At 67.6% G+C, this 20,958-nt stretch carries 19 protein-coding genes and 2 pseudogenes; 14 read left to right on the top strand and 7 right to left on the bottom strand.

Annotation, left to right across the window (positions count from 1 at the left end):
* Window positions 1-614: 614 nt before the first annotated feature.
* The 6 genes from C8250_RS07900 to C8250_RS07875 form a co-directional block, all read right to left on the bottom strand.
* Window positions 615-1,922 (bottom strand): site-specific integrase, encoded by a 1,308-nt coding sequence (locus C8250_RS07900; protein ID WP_138357926.1) that lies wholly within the window; start codon window positions 1,920-1,922, stop codon window positions 615-617.
* On the bottom strand, window positions 1,922-2,146 hold the full coding sequence (locus C8250_RS07895) for a helix-turn-helix domain-containing protein (protein ID WP_138357928.1): 225 nt from the start codon (window positions 2,144-2,146) through the stop codon (window positions 1,922-1,924). Before C8250_RS07895 ends, C8250_RS07900 begins: the two co-directional genes overlap by 1 nt.
* Window positions 2,146-3,591 carry a replication initiator gene (locus tag C8250_RS07890; protein WP_138357929.1) on the bottom strand — a complete coding sequence of 482 codons (1,446 nt, stop codon included), beginning with the start codon at window positions 3,589-3,591 and terminating at the stop codon, window positions 2,146-2,148. The genes C8250_RS07895 and C8250_RS07890 overlap by 1 nt, the downstream gene beginning before the upstream one ends.
* A 152-nt stretch (window positions 3,592-3,743) precedes the next feature.
* Window positions 3,744-4,466 (bottom strand): DUF2637 domain-containing protein, encoded by a 723-nt coding sequence (locus C8250_RS07885; protein ID WP_138357931.1) that lies wholly within the window; start codon window positions 4,464-4,466, stop codon window positions 3,744-3,746.
* 36 nt (window positions 4,467-4,502) lie between these two features.
* Complete coding sequence (locus tag C8250_RS07880; protein WP_346268723.1) at window positions 4,503-5,900, bottom strand: cell division protein FtsK; 1,398 nt, start codon at window positions 5,898-5,900, stop codon at window positions 4,503-4,505.
* A 94-nt stretch (window positions 5,901-5,994) separates the two neighbouring features.
* On the bottom strand, window positions 5,995-6,348 hold the full coding sequence (locus tag C8250_RS07875) for a hypothetical protein (protein WP_138357932.1): 354 nt from the start codon (window positions 6,346-6,348) through the stop codon (window positions 5,995-5,997).
* 154 nt (window positions 6,349-6,502) lie between these two features.
* Between C8250_RS07875 and C8250_RS07870 the strand changes: the two genes are divergently transcribed.
* From C8250_RS07870 to C8250_RS07840, 8 genes are all read left to right on the top strand, one after another.
* Window positions 6,503-7,354 (top strand): GntR family transcriptional regulator, encoded by an 852-nt coding sequence (locus tag C8250_RS07870; protein WP_138357934.1) that lies wholly within the window; start codon window positions 6,503-6,505, stop codon window positions 7,352-7,354.
* 531 nt (window positions 7,355-7,885) lie between these two features.
* Window positions 7,886-8,479 carry a helix-turn-helix transcriptional regulator gene (locus tag C8250_RS44785; RefSeq protein WP_346268722.1) on the top strand — a complete coding sequence of 198 codons (594 nt, stop codon included), beginning with the start codon at window positions 7,886-7,888 and terminating at the stop codon, window positions 8,477-8,479.
* A gap of 31 nt (window positions 8,480-8,510) precedes the next feature.
* A complete protein-coding gene (locus C8250_RS44780) occupies window positions 8,511-9,134 on the top strand; it encodes a hypothetical protein (protein ID WP_346268721.1) in 624 nt (207 codons plus the stop codon).
* Between the two features lie 157 nt (window positions 9,135-9,291).
* On the top strand, window positions 9,292-9,636 hold the full coding sequence (locus tag C8250_RS07860) for a hypothetical protein (protein WP_138357935.1): 345 nt from the start codon (window positions 9,292-9,294) through the stop codon (window positions 9,634-9,636).
* On the top strand, window positions 9,629-9,916 hold the full coding sequence (locus C8250_RS07855) for a hypothetical protein (protein WP_138357937.1): 288 nt from the start codon (window positions 9,629-9,631) through the stop codon (window positions 9,914-9,916). Before C8250_RS07860 ends, C8250_RS07855 begins: the two co-directional genes overlap by 8 nt.
* A 327-nt stretch (window positions 9,917-10,243) precedes the next feature.
* Complete coding sequence (locus C8250_RS07850; RefSeq protein WP_138357938.1) at window positions 10,244-10,537, top strand: hypothetical protein; 294 nt, start codon at window positions 10,244-10,246, stop codon at window positions 10,535-10,537.
* Window positions 10,538-10,582: 45 nt separating this feature from the next.
* Window positions 10,583-11,056: a hypothetical protein gene (locus C8250_RS07845; protein WP_138357939.1), complete on the top strand. Its 474-nt coding sequence runs from the start codon at window positions 10,583-10,585 to the stop codon at window positions 11,054-11,056.
* A 287-nt stretch (window positions 11,057-11,343) separates the two neighbouring features.
* Window positions 11,344-12,180, top strand: a complete 837-nt coding sequence (locus C8250_RS07840) for a tetratricopeptide repeat protein (RefSeq protein ID WP_187144780.1) — start codon at window positions 11,344-11,346, stop codon at window positions 12,178-12,180.
* Here the strand turns inward: C8250_RS07840 and C8250_RS07835 are convergent.
* Window positions 12,172-13,144: pseudogene (locus C8250_RS07835) on the bottom strand (IS630 family transposase). The gene C8250_RS07840 and the pseudogene C8250_RS07835 sit on opposite strands and share 9 nt — an antisense overlap.
* 479 nt (window positions 13,145-13,623) lie before the next feature.
* On the opposite strand from C8250_RS07835, the pseudogene C8250_RS07825 reads away from it, so the two are divergent.
* From C8250_RS07825 to C8250_RS07800, 6 genes and pseudogenes are all read left to right on the top strand, one after another.
* Window positions 13,624-13,854 (top strand): annotated as a pseudogene (locus tag C8250_RS07825) (transporter); the annotation flags it as partial.
* 120 nt (window positions 13,855-13,974) lie between these two features.
* Window positions 13,975-15,006, top strand: a complete 1,032-nt coding sequence (locus tag C8250_RS07820; RefSeq protein WP_203218429.1) for an integrase — start codon at window positions 13,975-13,977, stop codon at window positions 15,004-15,006.
* Between the two features lie 90 nt (window positions 15,007-15,096).
* A complete protein-coding gene (locus C8250_RS07815; protein ID WP_203218428.1) occupies window positions 15,097-16,569 on the top strand; it encodes a site-specific integrase in 1,473 nt (490 codons plus the stop codon).
* Complete coding sequence (locus tag C8250_RS07810) at window positions 16,569-18,287, top strand: hypothetical protein (RefSeq protein WP_138357948.1); 1,719 nt, start codon at window positions 16,569-16,571, stop codon at window positions 18,285-18,287. The genes C8250_RS07815 and C8250_RS07810 overlap by 1 nt, the downstream gene beginning before the upstream one ends.
* On the top strand, window positions 18,284-20,482 hold the full coding sequence (locus C8250_RS07805) for a site-specific integrase (RefSeq protein WP_138357950.1): 2,199 nt from the start codon (window positions 18,284-18,286) through the stop codon (window positions 20,480-20,482). The genes C8250_RS07810 and C8250_RS07805 overlap by 4 nt, the downstream gene beginning before the upstream one ends.
* Window positions 20,479-20,940: a hypothetical protein gene (locus C8250_RS07800; RefSeq protein WP_138357951.1), complete on the top strand. Its 462-nt coding sequence runs from the start codon at window positions 20,479-20,481 to the stop codon at window positions 20,938-20,940. Before C8250_RS07805 ends, C8250_RS07800 begins: the two co-directional genes overlap by 4 nt.
* The last annotated feature ends 18 nt before the right edge of the window (window positions 20,941-20,958 follow it).

Genomic DNA, 20,958 nt, shown 5'->3' with positions numbered 1-20,958 from the left:
TTGAGCTTGGCGCTTGGTGCTACTGCAGAGGTTCGTGAGGTTGTGCCGCGCGTCCCGGCCGACGGGCGAGTCTATTCGCTAATATTTGCGAATCGGCCGAAGTTGGGGTTTGTGACCGGGATTACCTATGGTCTCTCGTCGTTGGTCGATTCGCCGGCTTCGAGGCGAGAGCTTTGCATCTCTATGCACTCGGATGATCTGGAGTGGGCTATGGTTCCAGCGATCACCGTGGCCGCCTTGCGCGGCTTGTGTCCTTTTGAGCCCGGGATGGTGATTGGCTACAAGAAGCCATATGTTGACGGTTCTGGTTTGAGTAGTCTTCTACTGGGGGCGCCTGAGGCCAGGCTAACGATGGATCACCGAATTGATCTTGGATTCCCGCCGGGCCGAGACGTCGATGATTTTGTAGAACTCGTGGGGGCGTATCCGATCTATCCATCGGAGAGGAATTTCTTCCACGCCCACGGAGCTGAAATGGCATGGAACTCTGGATGGGACCCAACTGATCCGATTCGATCCGCCTTGGTATGACGGAAGCGGCCCCACCGGAAGTATCTCCGGCGGGGCCGCTTCGGCGTACTGCGAGGGTCTGACGGCAGTAGTTGACGGCAACGTCAGCGGACGGGCGTTGCGCAGAGGGGTGGTTCGTTGCCGTCGTCGGGCTTGCCAGTGATCTCGGCGGTGTTGCGGAGGGCGTGGCCGAGGAGGTCGATGGCGTCGCGTTGGAGGCGGAGCCGGACATGGGCGTAGACGGTGGCGGTGACGCCGATGTGGGCGTGCCCCAACAGTTCCTTGATCACGACGAGTTCGACGCCCTGCTCCAGGAGGAGGGTCGCCGCTGAGTGTCGGAGGTCGTGGAACCGGATGCGACGGAGCCTGGCGCGGTGGAGCAGGGTGTTGAAGTGTCGGGTGAGGGTGGCGCCTTCGATCGGGGAACCGTCGGGCCGGGTGAAGACGTAGCCGCTCGCCTTCCAGCCGGTCCCGGCCGCTTCGCGTTCCTGGCGCTGCCGTTCGCGGTGCTGTTCGAGGGAGTGCAGGCACTCGGTGGGCAGTGCGATCCGCCGCTCCGAGCTCTGGGTCTTCGTCGGGAGGGCGGTCAGGCCGCTGGAGTTGGTGCGCTGGAGGGTGCGGCGGATGCTGGCGGTTCCGCCGGCCAGGTCGAGGTCTTCCCAGCGCACCCCGAGGAGTTCGCCCTTGCGGAGCCCGGTGTGGAGGGCAAGTTCGAACAGGGCGTGGAGCCGGTGTCCGCGCGCGGCGGCAAGGAACTGGCGGGCTTCGTCGGCGGTGAGGGGTTCGAAGCGGCGGGGTCGGGGTGTGCCGGTGCGGACGTTGCGGGCGACGTTGCGCGGTATCTCCTCCTCGCGTACCGCGTGCTCCAGGGCGGACTTGAGGACGGAGTGCACGTAGGCCAGGGTTAGCGGTGAGAGCCGCTTGGAGCAGCACGTTCCGGCGGCGCAGCAGAGGGGGCGGTCGCGGGCGGTGTCGAGGCCGCGTGCGCAGCACTGGCAGGTGGTGCGGAGCTGGTTGAGCCAGGTGCGGACGTCCTTGGCGGTGAGTTTGGCGAGCTTCTTCTTGCCCAGGCCGGGGATGAGGTAGAGCCGGGTGACGGTGGTGTAGCGGGTGTGGGTGTTCTCGCGGAGTTGGTGGACGGCGACGTTCTGAAGCCAGTACGTCAGGTATGCAGTCAGGCCGCCCTGCGCGGAGGGTGCGGGGAGGCCGCGGTTGCTGGCGGCGATCTTCTCGGTGAGCTTGGCCAGGGCTTCCTTGCGGGTGGTCCCGTAGACGCGGACGCGCTTGCGGGTGTTGCCGGGGGCGAGGACGTAGCCGGCGGCCTCCCAGCGGCTGTCCTTGCGCTGGTAGACGGTTCCGTCACCGTTGGCGCGGACGCGGCGGGAGGCGGGGGTGTCGCGGGGCGTGGTCATCAGGCGGCTTCCTGTTCGAGGCGGGCGTGGATGAAGTCGGTGAGCGCGTGGGATGGGATGCGGCGGGCGCGTCCGAGGGTGATTGAGGCGAGTTGGCCGGAGCGGAGCAGGTCGTAGACAGCGGAGCGGCCGAGCTGGAGGCGGGCCATGACCTGGGGCACCGTCAGCAGCTCCAGCGCGGATGCCGCCTCCGGACGGAGGGCGGTGGGCGGGGGCGAGATCATCAGCTGCCGCCTTCGGCCGTGAACTGCCGTTCCAGTTGCTTGCGGTGCCAGACGTGGGCGGCGAGGAGGGCTGCGCCGGGGCTGTAACCCGAGCCGAGGTAGTTCCAGTGGCCGACGACGAGGGTGGTCGTCGGGTCGGGCTCGGGCAGGCCAGAGTGGGCGCGGGACTGTTCGGTGCGCCAGGCGCGGCGGGCGTCGCGCAGCGCGCCGAGAGTGGTGGAGTAGCTGCGGGATTTGGTGGAGAAGTGGCCCCGGAAGCCGAGCATGTGCGCCCACTTCCGGAGCTTGAGGTGGGCGAACTCCGGCAGCCTGCCCAGTTCCCAGCAGGTGCGGATCATCCGTCGCACATGCCGGGCGACGGGGAGCCGGGTCAGCGGGCGGGCCTGCCCGGTGCCGTCGCAGGCAGTGCATGGGAGCGGCGTTCCGTGGGGCAGGAGGGTGGCGCCGCGTCCCTGGCAGGGGCGGCAGAGCAGGGTGTGGTCGAGGGTGCCGGAGGCGTCAGCGGACTTGGTGGCGTACTTCGCCACGTAGGCGGCCACGGCCTGATCGGTGAATTCGGCGTCAGTGCCGAAGGAGGCGATCTCGCGCACGTCGAACTGCTCGCCCCAGCCGAGTTCACGCTCCCCGACCACATCCGACTTCACCGTGACGTGAACCCGCTTGGCGGCGGCGCGGGCGGCCTTGGTGAGTACGGCGACGGTGGCGTACGGCGGCGGGGGCGCGGTGTTGCCGTCCGGGCCGTCGAGTCGGATGACGGCGTGGAAGTGGACCAGGCCGCGCTGCTGGTACTCGGCGACCTTGGCGAAGGAGATCCGCAGGACCGCGTGGGCGGCCTTCTGGGTCATGCCGAGTCGGGCGGCGATCTCGCGGCGCAGGTAGGTGGTGAAGCGGGCCCACAGGGCGGAGGCGTGGGCGTTGAACAGGACCGCGCCTTCGTAGTCGTACGTCGTGGGGTTGAGCGGCGTCCCGATCAGGGCGTCGTTAAGTTCGTGGAGCTTGCGGCAGCGGCAGGGCCGGATGTCGCCGCCGGGGGTGGTGAGGCGGTTGTGGACGGGGCCGAAGGACGGTGGGGTGAGGGTGACGAAGACGCGGGGGTGGGTGCGGACGGTGTCGGGTACGGTCTTGCCGCCGGAGAGGCCGGCGCGGATGAGGTGGTAGGTGTCGGCGGCGTAGAGGCGGGAGCAGGCCGGGCAGCGGGAGGCGCGGCGGTTGCCGCATGCGGTGAGCAGGCTGCCCGTGGGCTCGGTGGAGGATGTGTAGGTGCGCAGTACCTCGCCGGTCGTGGTGTCGACGGTGGTGGTGTGGCCGGTCAGGCGCACGGGCTCGGTGCAGCCGCCGAGGTGTTCGATCTGCTGCTGTGCGCGGTCGAAGTCGGGGTGGTTAACGAGGTGGAGCAGGTCCCGTACGGCGGGGCTTGCCACGTGGCGCAGGTCCAGGGTGACCATTCGGGGCGTGTCCCTTCTGTTCGGGTGGGTAGCCCCGAGCAGCAACCAGCCCGTCAGGGAGTGGTGTTGGTGCTGCTCGGGGCATGACGAACCAGGCCCAGGGGGCGGGCGTGGGTTTCAGCGAGGGGGATGTGGCCGATGCGGGCCGGGGTTCAGAGTTGAGCGAGTGCGGTGGTGGCCACCGGCAGGGCGATGCCCATGCGTGTGCCCAGGTGGGCGGCGGTGATCGGTGTTCCGTGCTCGGCGCGGTGGGTGTCCGCGATGCGCCGGGCCGCGTCCAGCAGGGCGGTCGGCAGGGCCGGGCCGGAGGCGGGCCGAGTTGCCTTCGTGACGGCGACCGGAGTTGGAGCCGGGTCCAGTTCCTCGGCCGGGGAGGTGACGACGACCGGGGCGGGCGTCGGGGGCTTGGGTGCGGGTGCTTCGCCGGGCGCCGGTCCGGAGATGGCGGCTGCCTCCAGGTGCCGGGTGGGGTGGGTGAGGGTGTGGAACTGGGCGAGGAAGGCGGGGCCGACGTGGCCCCAGCCCAGGAGCAGAAGCGGGGCGACGGTGTCCAGGCAGGCCCGTCCGTAGCGTCCGGCCAGCAGTGGTTCGGCGGTGTTCAGGGCGAGGGTGAGCAGGCCGCACAGGTGCAGCAGCCGGGTACCGGCCCGCAACTCGCCCTTGGGGACGCCGCGCAGGGCGAGGAAGCGCAGTGCGACGAGGAGCCCGACGACGGACAGGTCCACCATGGGGGCGATCAGTGGGGCGATCGGGTGGGGGACGCCGAGCCGCAGGGCGAGTGCCCAGACGTTGCCGAAGGAGAAGACGAAGGCCAGGGCCGCGATGACCGCCATGACCATGGTCACGATGCGCCGGGTGAACCGTTCCTCCGCCATGTCCTCAACCTCCTTTCCGGTGTGGGTGTTTCGGGATCACTTGGCGAGCGGAGGCGGGGGCGGTGCCGTCCTGCCGGTCGAGCGGAGAAGAGCGTCCAGGCACAGGTCCGGGTCGGCGGTCAGGTGCGAGGTGTCCTCGGTGACGCGGGCCGCGTCGGCATCCGAGACGTAGGGGGTGCGGATGCGGGTGTAGCCGGGGCGGCCCTGCATGGCCATCACCGCGACGCCGACGTAGGCGGGGTCTTGCAAGGTGACCGGGCTGGCGTCGGGCCAGTTGCGGATGTCGTCCCCCAGCGCGGCGACCGCGGCTTCCACGGTCTTCTGTGCGAAGGACAGCCCGATGGGGCACACGTCGCGGATGAAGGTGGGGATGGCGTCGCCGGTGGTCTTCTGGCTGATCAGGATCACCAGGATGCCGACGCTGCGGCCCTTCTTGACCAGGTCCTCCACCAGCCGGGCGTTCTCCGCCGTCAACGCGGCCAGTCGCTTGGTGGTCACGTCGCTGCTCTTGTACTCGCGGAAGTACGTATGCGCCTCATCGATGATCAGGACCGTGAGCGGCCACTCGGGAGAGGGGCCGACGTGCCACATGTTCTTCACACCCAGCACGTCCCGGATGGTCGCCGAGCGTCGCTTACGCAGCTCCACCAGCCGCTTGAACAGCGCGTTCGCCTCATCCAGGTCATCCCCGCAGAACGCGAACATCCGCTTGACCAGGTCGGCGTAGTCGCCCTCCGAAGCCTGCGACACCTTCCCGTCCGCCGTCGCGATCTGCACGGCCGCCGACGGCGCGAAGTCGCAGACGAACTTGTTGACCCCCGATGTCTTGCCCGCGCCGGGAACGCCGGCCACGGTCACCCCGGGCACATTGGCCAGGGACACGCACACCTGCGCGGCGTACTCGTCCACTCCCAGCTCCCAGCGCGTCAGGTCCACGGGGGGCCGGCCGGTGGGCCGGTGTTCAGTGGTCGTGGTCAGGGGATCGGAGCGCACGCCCCGGATCACCACCTTGCCGGGGCCGTCCGGCAGCACGGATACCCGCGTGCACCGCCAGGCGTCCGCCAGGAACCGCGCCGACTTCTGGTACTCCTCCAGCCCGACCTGCGGCAGCGTCCGCGCCCGCACGATCACCCCGAACTGGTCGGGCTTCACCTTGATCTTCGGCGTCAGTACCCGGGGCGCGGGGGTGGCACCGTCCTTCTGCGCGGTGATCTGCGCGAGCAGGCTCGGGGTCTTGTCGGTGACCGTCAGCCCGGCCATCCGCGCGAGGCGTACCCAGCCCCAGCGGACCCGCACGGCCTGCCGCATGCTCACCCGCGTCCCCCGGTCGGCCCGCAGGTAGCGCACCACCGTCACCAGCAGCCACACACTGACCAGCACGACCACGGTCAGCAGCGCGACCGGCGCATATCCCGTCACGGCTTCCACGTTCACGCCCCCTCTTCGAGTATCAGGCGAAGCATGTGCTTCCCCGGCAGGGGCCGGAGCGGATGCAACTCCCGCTCCGGCCTGGGGCTTTCGAAGGGGATCACTGGGCCGCCTCCACCGTCACCAGCTCCAGACGGGCAGCGCGGTAGGCGACGCCGTCGGAGAGCTGTCCGTTGAAGATGCGCGCCCACGGGGTCGCGAACAGCTCCACCGGCCGCACCATCACCCCCGGCTTCAGCCCAGCCGCGAGACCGGTCTCCGGAACGGTGATCTTCAGAACCTCGGCCCGGCCCTCCTCCATCAGCATCACCATCACCGTGTGCAGCGACGCGCCGGTCTCCCGGTCGGTGGCGACCTCCCCGGTCTGCTGGTCCTTGATCTTCAGCACCGGCTCGGTGCCCGCGATGCACACAGCCGACGGCAGCAGAGCAACACGGATTCGAGTCATGGCCATGCCATCACATCCTCGTTCAATGGAGCCGCTTGATCGACTCGCCACGACCATAGCGCTACGGCGATACGGACGCAACGCTCGCTTAGGTGGGACGGTCGATCAGGTCGGCCACGTGGGCATGCGTCGTGGGCGCTACGGCCGCTACGGTTGGCTCATGACACTGCCCTTGGACGAGGACTCGCGGCCCCCCTACCTTCAGGCCGCCGAAGTGCTGCGGGCCGCCATCCTCAGCGGCGAACTCCAGCCCGGTGAGCGACTGCCGTCGGCACGTGACCTGCAAGAGCGGTTCGGCGTCGCCAGCTCCACCGTCCAGAACGCCCTGCGCGTCCTGCGGCAGGAGGGGCTGGTCTACTCCGTGCTCGGCCGGGGCAGTTACGTCAGCTTGCCTCTCGACGAGAAGGGCACCGAGGGACGGGAAACCGACGGGGAGGCGGACGAGGACGGCCCTTTCCCGCCCGGGTGGCGCTCGGCCCGAGCCGAGGACAACCGTCCTCCCTTCGTCCGGACAGCGGACACCCTGCGCGAAGAGATCGAAGAAGGGGTCTTCCCTCCAGGCAGCCAACTTCCCTCGGCGCGTGAGCTGCAAGAGCGGTTCGGCATCGCCAACTCCACCGCGCAGAACGCCCTCCGCCTCCTGAAGAGCGAGGGACTGATCTACGCAGTCAAGGGACGCGGCGTCTTCGTCCGCACCGCCCCCACGCCGGGCAAGCACCCCAGGTCCAAAGTCGTCCAGCACCTCCAGCGCGAGGAGCTCGAACGCCAGGTCCGGAGTGTGGCTGGCGAGTTCTCGCACCTTTCCGACGCCGAGCTCAAGGCGCTCGCCAGCCAGCTCCACGACGAGCTCAACCGGACCCGCGAGGCTCATCAGGCGGCAGTCGAGAAGGGGCGAAAGATCACCAGAGAACTAGCCCGCCGAGGCCAACTCGCGCCACCGCTCCACGACGACCCCGCAGCAGCCCGCAAGGAACTCGAAGACAAGCCCTCCCAGGCGAAGAAGCGCCCCTGACAAGCGGCCCACGCCCCGCCAGGCAGCCAGATCCAGCCACCGCAGTGAGCGAGCTGTTCAGAGTTTCTTTACTTGATCGAGGCGGCCCGCTGGCGCGGCCCGCGCGCGCCCGGCCCTGCGGGGCCGCTGCCCGCTCCTGTCTCCGCCCCGCTCGCCGCCGGCCCCGCCGGTCCGGGCGCGCTACAACCCACACAGCGAATCCTTTCCAGGGGCTCCGCCCCAGACCCCGGCCCTCCCTCCGAGGGGCATGGGGCATGTGGGTCGGGTGCGGTTTCGTCGTGGTGTGGGGTTCGCGGTCGCGGGAGGGGGTCCCTCGTCGCCCGGTCACCGGAGGCGTACCAGGAACCCCCGGGGGCCGCCAAGGCCGAGCGCACGCGTCACGAGGTGAGCCTTGGCGGCCCCCGGGGAACCCTGGCACGGCGAAGCTGCCCGACCGACGAGGGACCCCCTCCCACTCAGGCCGTGATCCTGCCGGAGGCCGGCCCATCGCCTGCTCGTCGGGCGTACCGTGGGGTGGGAGGTGGTGAGTTGATGACGACCGAGCTGGCCGACAACGTCCGCAAGTACCGGCGCCGCGCGGGGATGAGCCAGGAGGAACTGGCCCACAGTGCAGGCGTATCGTCAGGAACCGTACGCAAGGTCGAACAGGGCGGCACCGTCCGCATGGAGACTCTGCACACCCTGGCCCGCGCACTGCGCGTAACGACGGCGACCCTGTTGGCCCCGGACGCTCCCCAGCCCGTCGGGCGGGGAGAGGACCCGAACCGGGTCAACCTGATCCAGCTTCGCGCCGCCCTCACCCCGCCCGTGGGACTGGCCGACACCGACGGCGAGGGCGCCCAGGAGGAGCCGAACCTGCGGCGCTTTCGCCGCCCCGTCCACGACGGGGCTGTGCTCTACCACTCCGACAGCTACACGAGCGTCGCCTCCCAACTGCCCGCCCTCCTGCGCGACGCCAACACCGCAGTGGCCCACTTCGACCATGGCGAAGAACACCACCAGGCCCTCCTGGCCCGTGCCGAGGCGATGCAGTTGGCCGGCCGCTATCTGACCCAGGTGCGGCAGTACGACCTCGCGTACTGCCGCCCTGTCCCACGCGATCACCGACGCCCGCCGCACCGGTGACACCCTCACCGCGGCCTCCGGCGTCATCGGCATGTGCTGGCTCCTGCTGCGCCAGGGCCGCCTGGACGAAGCCGAACAACTCGCCGCCCAGACCGCCGACGTGATCGAACCGAGGCTCTCGCGCGCGACACCGGACGAATGCGCGGCCTGGGGATGGCTCGCCCTGCGCGCCGCCGCAGCCGCGGGCCGCAACAACCGCCCCCAGGAAGCCCGCCAATACCACCGGGTGGCCACCACCGCCGCAGCCGCCGTGGGCCGGGAGCACACCGGATCGTTCTTCCGGCACTGGACAACCTTCGGACCGCTCACCGTCGGGATGAAGGGTGTCGAGGACGCCATGGTCGTGGGCGACGCCCGCACTGTCGTACGCAAGTCCAGCGAGGACGCCATGTCGCCCAAGGTGTGGAAGTACACCGGCAGGCCGAGCGACGACAACTGGAACCGCCACCGCCTCGATGTGGCCCGCGCCCTCGCCCGCACCGGCGACCTGACCGGCGCGATGGATGAGCTGGCAGGCGTCCGCCATGCCTCCCCCGAATGGCTGCGGCACCAGCGGATGGCCGCCGAGACGATGCAGGAGATCCTCAAGAAGCGCAAGCGCACCCTCACCGCCGACATGCGTGAGATGGCCGACCACCTGGGCGTCATCGGCTAACTGCCACGCAGCGCAACACTTTCCGCACCATGTGTCACCAACTGCCTTGACGCAGACCTGGGGTGACGGTCCGTCAGTACCTACGGTCCTTGTGTCTCTATCAGCGACCCAGGCCCGGGGGTACACGGTGAATCAGCCCAGGAGCGACGCGGACCGCATGCGCCGCAGGGATCTCCACGACGCGGCAGCAGGACTGACAGGCCCGCGCCTGCTGCCATGGACCACCCCCGAGGGGAAGCCCTGCTACCTCAGCACCGACGGTCGCGGCTACCTCTCCACCCTCGCCGACAGCATCGAGTCGGTACAGCTGGGCATGGGCAAGGAACTGCTGGAGTGCGCCCGCGACACTACGGCCCCCGGCGCGAAGAGCCTGTCGGCCACCGAATACCGCTGGCTGGCCTGCCGGTTGACCGAAGCCCTGGCCGACGCGCTCCGGGTGGCGGACTCGCGCGGGCTGCGTCTCCCGGATCCGGAGGAGGAAGAGGTGGACGAGGATGCCTGACGCCGCGAACCCCGCCACACCGGCCCGCAGCGCCACGCGAGGGCGCTACCGATTCCGTGAATACCGCGTGGCCGCTGTCCCCGACCCCATGACGCTGCCCGGCTACGAAGCGGTCTGCGTCACTGGCGAAGAACACGACTGCGCCGCCGCATCCGGCACCCTGCACACCCCGGGCGAGCTGACCCGCTGGATCGCCGAACACTGCGCCACCACCGGCCACGAGCTGTACGAGCAGACCACACGCGCCATACTCCGTGCGGAACCCGGCGCATGGCAGTAAGGTCCACGTGCGTCACAGCCGCCCCAGCAACAGCGCGACGCAACTCCCGTACCCCTGACGGCAGTAGCGACGGCAACACTCACGGATTCCCCCGCACAACCACGGACACCAGCGGAACCCGAAACCGCCGCTGATCTGCGAATACGCAGATAGAGAGGGGCCGCGTAGCACACGTACTATGTACTCGCAGGTACCACGCCGGTCCTCGTGCACAATGCATGCCCAAGAACCCGTCCGGACGGAGGTAAATACGGGCGCGTTAAGCCTTCGGGGACCGGAAATGAGGTCAATCACATGCCTCCTCAGTCTTCCTTTAAGGGTCAGGGAATGACGGCCTACTCCGGTCCGTCGATCCGTATGGAAGAGGCTGACCATACTCAGCTTTGGAGCACTGATTCATTTCGAGAGTCCACGGCGTGGCAAATGATGCAGCGACATCTCGTTTCGCAAGGGAGAATTGATGAGGCATTGCAGAATGATATCAACGACGTAGTTACGCGCTTTCCCGGAAAGTACGATAGCGCGATCAATCAACTTCTGGATTCCTTGTCGGGAAATGCGCAATATCAGAATCTGAGGATCGTTCCATCTTCCATCAGCTTCCAAATGGCTTTGTTCTGATCCCGAAGTTCTCCGGTTGATGGCTCCAAATGAAAGGTTTGCTCTGTGCTCGAACTGGAAGTCACACCCGCTGAAGGAATCGGCCCGTTTGCGCTCGGACTGACGGAGTCAGAACTGCATAGTGCGTTTCGGGCTATCGATGGATACCGGGAGCCAGATGCATTCCAGGCGCGCCCTCGGGGATTTGCGAGCTATACGTTTCATATGATCGTCAAAGCTCGACTGGACCGCCAAGGATCTGTCGAATCAATCCAAGTATCGGGATCAGGATCGGGCGAAAGTTTCGTCGTGCGCTTTCGGGGTCTTGACCTCCTATCGACTCCGGCCGATGAGGTAATTAACTTCCTTTCGCGCATTGATGACATTAGCGTTGACGAATATGGATTCAAGATGGTGGCGCCCCAGCTTGGGATTGTACTTTCGCGTAACGTTGTACCAGATGATGAAAATGACGAGGATGGTCGCTATTTCACTTCGGTGCTAGCATCCCGTCAAGGTTCAATTGACCTTGAGCAGTGAGTCGGTCATCTCATCGGCGACCTTGCATCGGCCGGCGAGTGGTCCAGAAGGAGTTGACGCAGTTGAAAGTTCCTTCATGGCGTCTTCGCTTGGTAGGCCACGTATTCGAGCGTTGACCTGACGGAATTCGTAAGCTTCCGGTTGTGGCTCGTGCCGTTGCCGTGTAAATGCTAAGAGGGCTCACCAGATCTTGATCTGATGAGCCCTCTTAGCATTTACACGGCAACGGCAGTGGACAGGTACTCCTGTCGAGATCATTCGAATTAGAGGCGTGCATGATTGAGGGTATGTTGAATTGGCGTCTTTTTCCTGTGGGGATTTCTGTGGAGGAACTGGTTAAGCGCGCCGAGGATGCTTGTGATCGAGGCGATTTGATTGGCGCCGGAAATTGGTACTTTCATGCGAAGCGCCGCGGAGCGATGAATGTTGGAGTGAAGATTGCATCTCTTGTTCCAGCATTGGAACTGGCTGTCGGTCAGGGAAGCGCGGATGCGAAGGCGCTACTGGCTGCTGTCCTGCTGGACCAACGAAATGACCTGGGCCGTGCTGCGTGCCTGTTCGGCGAAGCCTCTGATGCGGGTGTTTTGGAGGGAATGCGCGAATTGGGCTTCATGTTAACCAAAGGCATCGGACTGGATCGGGACGCTGCACGCGCGAATGTCCTATTTCGGCAAGCGGCGGATGCTGGTGATGGATATTCCGCGTTTAACCTTTCGGTTAATTACTATCATGGCGTCGGCGTTGCGCGGAATTTCCGGGAATTCTCTCGTTGGTTGCAGCTGGCTGCCGATTTGGGAATTCCGGAGGCGTGCGCGGTTTTGGGTGACCAGTTGGCTAAGAAAGGTCGCGAAGACGAGTCTCTTGACTGGTATGTGCGGGCCGCCAGGTCAGGGCATGCTCCGGCCATGTTTGCCGCGGCCGGTAGATATCGTGACGGAATTGGCTGTGAGCCCGATCTGGTGCAGGCGGTCAGGTGGTATCTGGCCATGCTCGACCGGGGAAGCGGTGACGGAATCCATGAAGCCATCAAATTGGTGCCATCAATGACCCCGGAACAGATAGTGGAGGCTGGGCGCTTGTCCGGCCGTAATTCGGAGGCCGAGACGCTATTGGGATCATCCTAATCTAATCTCGGAGCCGTGGTATAAGCGGACGTGCGCGGCTTCGAAGTAGCCGGTGATGTGGGGCTGGCGTTGCCGGTGGCGGAAGAACCTGCGGGCTTCGGCGGCGAGTTCGGCCTGGTTCCGGGCCTGGTGGGTGTGGGGCAGGCTGCGTTTGAGGTCGGCGTTGACCAGCTCGTCCGGGTTCAGTTTGCGTGAGTACGAAGGCAGGAAGTGCAGCTCGATCCCGTCCTTGGGGTCGGCGAGCCAGGCGCGGATGGCCTTCGAGCGGTGGGCCGAGTGCCGGTTGACGACCAGATGGACCTTGGGGTCGAAGTGTCCGACGACCCGGGTGAGGAAGCGGCACATGACCTTCGCGTCGAAGGACTCGGTGAAGACCATGAAGGGCATCCGGCCACGGGTGCTGATCGCGGACATCGCTTTGACGGAGAACCGGTTCCCGGTGCGGCGGACGACGGGAGTCCGCCCCTTGGCGCCCCAGGTGCGGCCGGTGACCTGGTCCGAGCGGATCCCGACCTGATCAGCGAACAGGATCTCGCCGTTCTCCGCCTTCGCCCTGGCCCGGATCGTCGGCCGGGTCTCCTCGCGCCAGGTCCGGACCGTTTCCGGATCCTGCTCGACCGCCCGCTGGAAGGTCACCCCCACCGACCCACCCCGGGCTCGGTGAAGCGGACCCCGCACAGCTTGAAGATCAGCCTGCCTATCTGCCCCCGCGTCCACAACTAACCGCAAAGCCCCAGGCCGGACGAGTGTGATCGAGGACGGCCTGCCGAACGGCGGCCTGCTCGGCCTCGGACAGGGCCTGGTGCTCACCCACACGACGGCCTCGGGGGCGGGACAGCAGTGCGTCCCGCCCGCTGCCCTGCCACTTCGCCCACCAGTTGTCCACGGCCCTGGCCGACACCTTGAACAGGGCTGCAACTTCTCCCCGATCCCGGCCCTCCACCAGCGCGGACACCGCCAGCAACCGCACAGCCTCCTGTGCATCCGGCGACCAGGTCCGCGCATCCCCCACCAGATCACTCACACACCGTCAACGAGCCCGAACCCAAAGCGTTTCAGATCAATATGTGCGGAGGATCGGGCTAGCCGATACCCCTCCCAATCCCGAATTCCACTTGCATGGCAATTGGGGGGTGAGACAGCGTCTTGTCATAGTCCGCCCAAAAAGGGCGGGCTGCTGACTTGGGATGGTGCAGGTGCTTAGAAGGCACTCGCCCTATCCATCGAGCAGTGGGGTCTGACCTGCCGAAACGCAGTCCTCTGAGCGCTCGTCCCGCGATCTTGTGGGACGTATGTGGGATTTCGATATCCCTGGGAGCCGTGGGACGTCGGGCTCCTCGCGGCGACCGTAGGTAGCCTCTCACGCCACCTTCACATTCCCGAGGCCCCTTGCGGAAACAATCCTGCCCCGACTCGGCGTTGATCTCCGAGCCGAGGAGGAAGGTGTCGGGCCTGAAACTGTTTCGCGCGGATACGACAAATGGCGGCATGACCGAGGTCATGCCGCACCTTGCTGAGGTCGAGGCCGATGTGCAGGGTCTGGTCGAGGCGCACATAGAGACGCTGCTGGGCGTCCGGTTCCTGGCGAGCGAGTACGCCACGGGGCCGGTGCACGGGGGCCGGATTGACTCGCTCGGCTTGGATGAGAACGGGTCGCCGGTCATCGTGGAATTTACCGACCGCGGGTAGTGCTGCCCGTGATGTCCTTCTGGGCCTGTGACTTGGGCGTCGCGGGCTCGTTTACCGACCGTGTCCGGAGCGCCCCTCATGTTCCGGAGTCGGTACGGAGGACGAGTGGCACGGCGAGTGGTGGTCGGGGACCTGAGGGTTCAGCGGATCGACCGGAAGGACGGGCGGCGGTCGTGGACGATCGTGTGGCCGGAGGGCCGTCTTCATGCGGAGGCGGACCGGTTCCTGCGCGTGCACGACGGGTCGGGAACGCAGAGGACCTACGCGTACTACCTGGTGGACCATCTGCGGTGGCTGGAGCGCGAGTGCCTGGCCTTCGAGAAGGTCGTGCTGCGAGACCTTGAGCGCTACATGGGTATCGTCGGTGCGGAGGTCCGCATGCCGCTCGGCGAGCCGTGGCGGATCGGCAAGCGCCCCTACGGACGCTCCGCGCTGTCGACCGCGGCGGCCTGTCTGAAGGGCTTCTACCTGCATCAGTCGTCCCTGGGCGTGAATGGCGAGCTCGGCAAGAAGCTCGACGTCTCGCGGCTGCCCACGCGGGCGGACCGGCGCCGCGCGTTCCTGGGGCATGTGAAGACCTCCCTGCCCACCAACCCGCTCGCGACGGCGCGGCCGCGCCGTCGGCACCCGAAGATGCTCCCCGACGGGGCGCGGGACAAGCTCCTGGCGGTGGTGAACGCCGCCCGCGACAGGCTGGTGGTGACCTGGCTGGCCGATGGCGGCCTGCGGATCGGTGAGCTCTGCGGGCTGCACCTGGTGGACTTGCACCTACGGGAGAACGCGGCCTGCGGGGAGTGCCGCGCCCCGCACGTCCACGTCTGCCACCGGCCCGGCAACCCGAACCGGGCCGAGGCGAAGACCAAGCTCCCCTGGCGCATCGAGGGCGGCACGGTGACCGGCGGGCTGATCAAGCGGGTCAGCCCGGCGATGGTGCACACCTACTTCGAGTACCTCACCGGCGGCGAGTACCCGCGCGGCACCGCCGGGCACGGCATGCTCCTGGTCCAGCTCCACGGCAAGAACTCGGGGCAGCCATGGGCGCCGGTCGGGGCCCGCCGGATGCTCGGCCGGGCCGGGAAGCGCGCCGGGCTCGGCGTCGTGAAACCCCATGCCTTCCGGCACATTGTCTCTGCTTAGTTCCCGTGTGGCGATTGGCTCCAAGTAGGCATGTGGCCTTGGGGTTTGTGAGTTGCCCTGGGTCGTGTGGTGTTTCTACTGTCAGTGCTCGTGATCCTGACTTTCTTCTCGTCCCACGGCTGGCGGTCTTGGGACATCAAGCACCGGCCGTTGATCCCCGAGGGGATGCCCGTGCTCGTCGACGACGACCTGCGCTTCGAGGACGGCCCGGCCGCACCCCGCCCGGCGGCGGTGGTGAACCGCTGGTTACGCGAGCTACCGGCGAGCGGGGCCCCGGCGCCGAGCTCGTGGGAGAACTACGCGAGGGTGCTCAAGGCGTGGACGGAGTTCCTGGCCGAGCACGGGGTGGGGCTGTTCGACTCGCGTGAGCGGTTGAAGGCGGGGTTGAGCCGGTATGCCGAGCACCGGGCCGCCGGGCCGGCCGAGGCGCGGTTCGCGGCGACGACGTGGGGCCAGCACATGAGCATCCTGTCGTTGTTCTACCGGTGGGCGATGGCCGAGGACTACGCGGCGGCGGAGCCGTTCACCTACGGGTCCGCGCGGGCGCTGTTCGCCGGGACCGGCCGGGAGGTGCGGGTGAACCTGGCGGTCCGCCGCACTCCGAAGCCGCACGTGACGATCAAGTACCTGGAGCCGGACTTCACCGAGCTGTTCCGCAAGGGCCTTCGCGGGCTGGCGCCGGACGGCTCGCAGGACACCGGCTTCCACGGCCGGGAGCTGGCCCGCAACGCCGCGATCGGTGACCTCGCGCTGGCCACCGGCCTGCGGCTGCAGGAGTTCACCCATCTCCTGCCGTGGGAGATCCCCCCGCTGCCGCTGGCGCCGACGACAGCGCCGATCCCGTTCCCGGTTCCGGCCGGGATCACCAAGGGGAAGAAGTTTCGCACTACCTGGATCTCCTACCAGGCCCTCGCCGCAGTGCACGACTACATGGAGCTGGACCGCGCGGCCACCACCGAGGACTCTGCGTGGCGCCCGCCGCGCCGGTGGGGAGAACCACTCGTGGTCGCCGAGCCCAGTCCCCGCGGCGGGCGGGTCAACGGGGTGCGCCGCTCGTGGGACTCCCTGATCCCGGCCGAACGCCGCCGCCTGGTCGCCCCCGAGGGAGGATCGTGCCTGCTGGCGGTGAAGAACGGCGGCGGTCCGTTCACTGCCTGGGCCGCGGTCTTCGAGCGCACATCGGACCGGATCCGGGCCCGATTCGAGCCCCGGTTCCCGCACGTTCACGCCAACCGACTCCGCCACTCGTTCTCGATCAGGACGCTCGAATACCTGGTCACCGGCCACTACCGGCAAGCAGCAAAGCTTGTGAGAGACACCGACGCGGATGCGGCGCTGGTCTTCTACCTCTCCAAGGCAGACCCGCTGCTGATCCTGCGGGACCTTTTGGGGCATAGCACCGTACTCGTCACGGAAAAGTACCTCCGCCGCCTGGACACCACCCGCATCTACCGGGAGGCATACGAGGGCGCTGGGACAGCAGCCGGGCTGACCAACAATGCGGAGGCCGAGCAGGAAGCCGCCGCCGAGTTCAACGGTGATCTCAGCGAGAAGGACGTCTGATGCCGACTCAGCTTATCGAGGAACCGCTCAGCATCACCTGCGTGTTCAGCAACGGCCGCCGGTCCGACTACTGTCTGGACGGGCTCCCCAACCCGCTCCTGGCCCGTGACCTGGCGACCGGTCTCGTGGACCTGATCCACCCACACGGCACTGCCGACTCGGACGGCACGGTCAACTTCTACGTCCAGGCCCTGCGGAACATGGTCCGCACCCTTGCCGCGCAAGGCTTCACCGGTGGCGCCGCACAGCTGCGGCGGGGCCAACTGGCCGAGTTCTGGATGACCAGCCCGACCAGGCTGGAAGCCCTGACCCGCGGCATGCTGGAGGGCTTCGCCCAGACAGGTGGCACGCTCGGCGAGGGGGTACTGGACCTCGCATCCGGCCGGCACTTCAACATCCAGCCCTACCGTCATGCCTTGCCTCCCTATCCGGAGGAAGAATGGCAGCGGCTGGCCGAGGTCTGCCGCACGCTGGTCGACGAGTCGTACGCTGTCCACCGGCAGGCCCTTGCCGCGGCCGCTCGCGGCAAGCACCCGGGCTCGGGCGGCTGGACAGCCGAGAATGTGCGGTGGCTGCTGGCCCGCCTCGGCCCGGTGACCACCGCGCGGTTCGGCAAGGAACTCGGCTGCACCGAGGGAGCGATCTGGCAGCGGGGAGGATTCCTGCAGGCCAACGCCGGTCTCTTCCCCACCCATGACGCTCTGATCGCCTACCGGCTGCTGTTCGGCATCTACTCCGGCATCGTCCCCGACGGCATTGACGACCTGGTCACCGACGACATCGACTGGGCAGGGGACTCGACAGTCCTTCTCTCTTATATCAAGGGCCGCACGGCGACGGAGAGCCTGACCCTGCCTCGCCGGGCCGTGCGCCTGCTGGAGCAGTGGCTGGCGCACTCGGCTCTGCTGCGGAGTTTCACCGGTCCTCGGGACCGGCGACAGCTGTGGGTGGCTCTCAGCCGCCCGGGGCAGTTCACCGTCGTCACGGGCTCCGGTGCACGGGCGGCCATCCAGCGGTGGGTGGTTCGCCACCAGATACTCGCGCAGGACGGCAGCCCGTTGAAGATCCACCGATCCCGGATCCGCACCACGCACCATGCGATGCGCGACAAGAACACCTGGACGGGCAGCGGGCGGGCCACCATCGACCCCAACCACACCCCGGCGGTCGAAGGCGACCACTACCTGACCTCCGTGACACCGGCCCAGCAGCGCGCCGTCGAGGCGGTCATCGAAGACGCACAGCACGACATGCTGCGGCGGTCCCATCCACCGGCGGTAATCACACAGGAGGACGCGGTCGCGCTGGCCTGCGGCTACCCGCAACTGATGGCGGCCCTGGACCTGGACGACGCGGCGATCGCCGAACTCGTCGGCGGACAACGGGACGTGTTCACCGCCGCCTGCGGGGACCAGCTGTCCGGACTGCATGGCCCGAAGGGCAGGCCTTGCCCGGCCCGTCCCTGGGTCTGCCTGCTCTGCCCGCTCGCGGTGTTCGCCCCGCGGCACGCGGCGAACCTCCTGCGGCTCAAGGCGTTCTTCTCCCGGCAGTGGCAGCAGATGCCCGCTGCCCAGTTCATGGCCGTCTTCGGCCCTTATACGGCCCGGATCCAGCAGATCCTGGACCGCTTCGATCCGGCCGTCCTGGCGGCGGCGACCGTTCACGTCGCTGACCGCGATGACGAACTTCCCTTGCGGCCTGAGGAGATGACCGCGTGACCACCGCCGTTTCCTATGCCTTCGACGGACGGTCCGCCGTCTTCGCCGGCGCCGACGTCTGCCGGGAGGCCGGTCTCTGCCTGCCCGATACCGTTCGCCGCCCGCTCTTCGAGGACGACGTGTGGGATTTCACCGAGGTCGTCGGCCTGCCGGTCCACATGACCCTGTCCCTGCGACGCTTCGACTTCGCGACCATCACCAACATCCACTGGCGGATGGTCGCCAAGGAGTTGATCCTGGCCCTGCTTGCCCCTCGGCAGCCGGCGGTCGCCCTGCTGCCCCGCGCCTACCGGACCGCGCTGCATCTCACCAGTTGCGCAGGCCGGCTAGACGAACTCATCAAGTTCCTGGCCTGGTTGGGCGGCCAAGGCGTGACCAGCCTCGCCGTGATCGACACCCGGATCTGCGAGGCATACCTCAGCCATCGCCGCTACGTGACGGATGAGCGCGGAGCCGTGATCGGCGAGCAGAGCCCAGGAACCCGGCGCCGGGCCGCGCAGGCCGTCGTCGACCTGGTCAGCTACCGCGAGCTGTTCACCGCCGACCGCGTTCCCGCAGATCTGCGGCCGTGGGGTGGAGCCACCGCCACCGCGGTCGCTGAGATGCCCAGCGGCCGGACGGAGAACAAGACCCGGCCCGTCGAGGACACCATCCTGCAACCGATGCTCGCCGCGGCGCTCTACCTGGTCTCCACGCTCGGCCCGCATGCCGTCGAACTCGCCGGACAGGTGCGCGAGGCGGACCGAACCACGTCCAACAAGGCGGGAGGACTGCGGCACGACACACTCATCCCCTTGGCCGAGTTCACCGAGTTGCTGGCCGAGTACAGGAGAACGTGCAGACCCCTGCCGATGCTGGCCGAACACCACGTCGCCGACCGCCTCGCCAACGGCTGGTCTGCTGATGATCCGCTCCTACCGGTGGCCACCGGAGTGCTTGCCCGCCAGGCCGGAGCCCGACAGTTCTGGCCACAGTGGATGCGCTCCCTGCGCGGGGTGCTGGAGGACGCGGTCGCTGAGGTCGGGGTGAAAGAGGTCTTCGGCCGGGACGCCGCCGAGATCACCACAGCGAACGCCTCGTCCACGCTGGCCTGGACCATGCCGCTGCACCGGCTTCAGGCCGTGGCCCTGGTCGGGATCGTCCGCACCGCCACGGTCATCGTCCTGGCCACGGTCTCAGGAATGCGAGCAAGCGAGCTGATGGAGCTGCGGATCGGGTGCCGACGAATGTCCGAGGAACCGGCTTCTGGCCTGCACCGCTACCGGCTCGCCAGCAAGGTGGTCAAAGGCCAGCCGCTCGGCGGCACCGCCGACGAATGGGTCGTCATCGAGCCGGTCTATCGCGCTGTCGAACTCGCCGAGAGCCTCCACGACGGACCGGACGACGGGGCACTGCTCTTCGGCCGGTTCGCCTTCACGATCCGATACCGGTGGTTCAGGAACTGGGTGAACTCCCCAGCAGGACAGCGACTGGGCCTGACCGCGATCCCCGAAGGACAGGTCAACTTGCGGATGCTCAGGCGGACTTTGGCCCTGGAAATGGCTTACCGGCCCGGCGGAGTACTGGCCTCCAAGATCCACATGAAGCATATTGCTGTCGCCACAACGGAAGGATATGCCTCGCGCCCCGGCGGGGCCCAGGCCGAACTCCTGGCCGAGGTCAACAAGCACGAGAGCGACCGCAACCTGGACCTGGTCCTGGCCGAGTTCCGCAACTACCAGCAGGGCATCCTGCCCGCCGGTCCCGGAGCCCGAAGCCTCACCGAGTTCTTCGCCAGCGTCGACGAGAAACTCGAACCCGCAGCAGCGTCGGCACCCCGGACCCAGCGCAGTGACCGGGACGTGCTGAACCTGCTGACCAAGCGCGCCATGACCCTGCACATCGGACCGGCGAACTTCTGCTGGTTCACCGACCCCTCCCGCGCGCTCTGCCTCAAACTCGCCGGCACCCCCACCGCCGACCGGCCACTGATCGGGATGTGTGACTCCGCCCGCTGCCCGCAGGCCACCCACCACCCCTGCCACCGGCCCGTCTGGGCCGACCACGCCGAACGGACGAAGACGTTCCTCGGCGACCTGGGCAAGACCCGCCGGACCGAACACGCCCGCCTGCAGCACGACTACACCCGGGCCCTTCGGGTCGTCGCCGAGATCGACGCAGCCTCCACCGACCCATCCGACAAGGACTCCGCATGAGGATCACCGCAGCACAACGGACCGAGAACGAGAACCGTATCCGAGCCGCCATGGACCGCCTCCTGCGCGGCGAAATCCCACCCGGCGGCACCTGCGACATCAAGACCCTCGCCCGCGAAGCGGCCGTCGACCGCACCGCCTTCTACGGCACCCGCCCCTATGCCCACCTGCGCGAAGAGTTCGAACACCGCCTTGCCTCACTGCAACAGGCCGGCGAGACCCCCGACCCGCGAGACGCCCGGATCGCCCGGCTCAAAGCAGAGATCACCAAGCTGAAGGAGCGACTCACCCAGTCGGAGAGCATCGCCAACAACCTCACCGACTTCCGGGCCCAGGCCCTCGCCCGCCTCGCCGCCCAGCATGAAGAGATCGTCCATCTGCGGGCAACCGCCACCACAGCCAGCCGCGTGACCCGCCTCCCTGGAGCGCGGACAACCATCATCGGATCCTGCAGTTGACCACGGCGATCACCCACC

The sequence above is a fragment of the Streptomyces sp. So13.3 genome, from assembly GCF_005860785.2.
GTDB lineage: Bacteria > Actinomycetota > Actinomycetes > Streptomycetales > Streptomycetaceae > Actinacidiphila > Actinacidiphila fildesensis.
The sequence above is the reverse complement of the archived record's forward strand: the minus strand, read 5'-3'. Positions and strand labels throughout refer to the sequence as shown.

Coding starts and splice junctions, on each gene's coding strand:
- C8250_RS07900 (WP_138357926.1), bottom strand. CDS start 1,922: ATGACCACGCCCCGCGACACCCCCGCCTCCCGCCGCGTCCGCGCCAAC.
- C8250_RS07895 (WP_138357928.1), bottom strand. CDS start 2,146: ATGATCTCGCCCCCGCCCACCGCCCTCCGTCCGGAGGCGGCATCCGCG.
- C8250_RS07890 (WP_138357929.1), bottom strand. CDS start 3,591: ATGGTCACCCTGGACCTGCGCCACGTGGCAAGCCCCGCCGTACGGGAC.
- C8250_RS07885 (WP_138357931.1), bottom strand. CDS start 4,466: ATGGCGGAGGAACGGTTCACCCGGCGCATCGTGACCATGGTCATGGCG.
- C8250_RS07875 (WP_138357932.1), bottom strand. CDS start 6,348: ATGGCCATGACTCGAATCCGTGTTGCTCTGCTGCCGTCGGCTGTGTGC.
- C8250_RS07870 (WP_138357934.1), top strand. CDS start 6,503: ATGACACTGCCCTTGGACGAGGACTCGCGGCCCCCCTACCTTCAGGCC.
- C8250_RS44785 (WP_346268722.1), top strand. CDS start 7,886: ATGACGACCGAGCTGGCCGACAACGTCCGCAAGTACCGGCGCCGCGCG.
- C8250_RS44780 (WP_346268721.1), top strand. CDS start 8,511: ATGTGCTGGCTCCTGCTGCGCCAGGGCCGCCTGGACGAAGCCGAACAA.
- C8250_RS07860 (WP_138357935.1), top strand. CDS start 9,292: ATGCGCCGCAGGGATCTCCACGACGCGGCAGCAGGACTGACAGGCCCG.
- C8250_RS07855 (WP_138357937.1), top strand. CDS start 9,629: ATGCCTGACGCCGCGAACCCCGCCACACCGGCCCGCAGCGCCACGCGA.
- C8250_RS07850 (WP_138357938.1), top strand. CDS start 10,244: ATGACGGCCTACTCCGGTCCGTCGATCCGTATGGAAGAGGCTGACCAT.
- C8250_RS07840 (WP_187144780.1), top strand. CDS start 11,344: ATGTTGAATTGGCGTCTTTTTCCTGTGGGGATTTCTGTGGAGGAACTG.
- C8250_RS07810 (WP_138357948.1), top strand. CDS start 16,569: ATGCCGACTCAGCTTATCGAGGAACCGCTCAGCATCACCTGCGTGTTC.
- C8250_RS07800 (WP_138357951.1), top strand. CDS start 20,479: ATGAGGATCACCGCAGCACAACGGACCGAGAACGAGAACCGTATCCGA.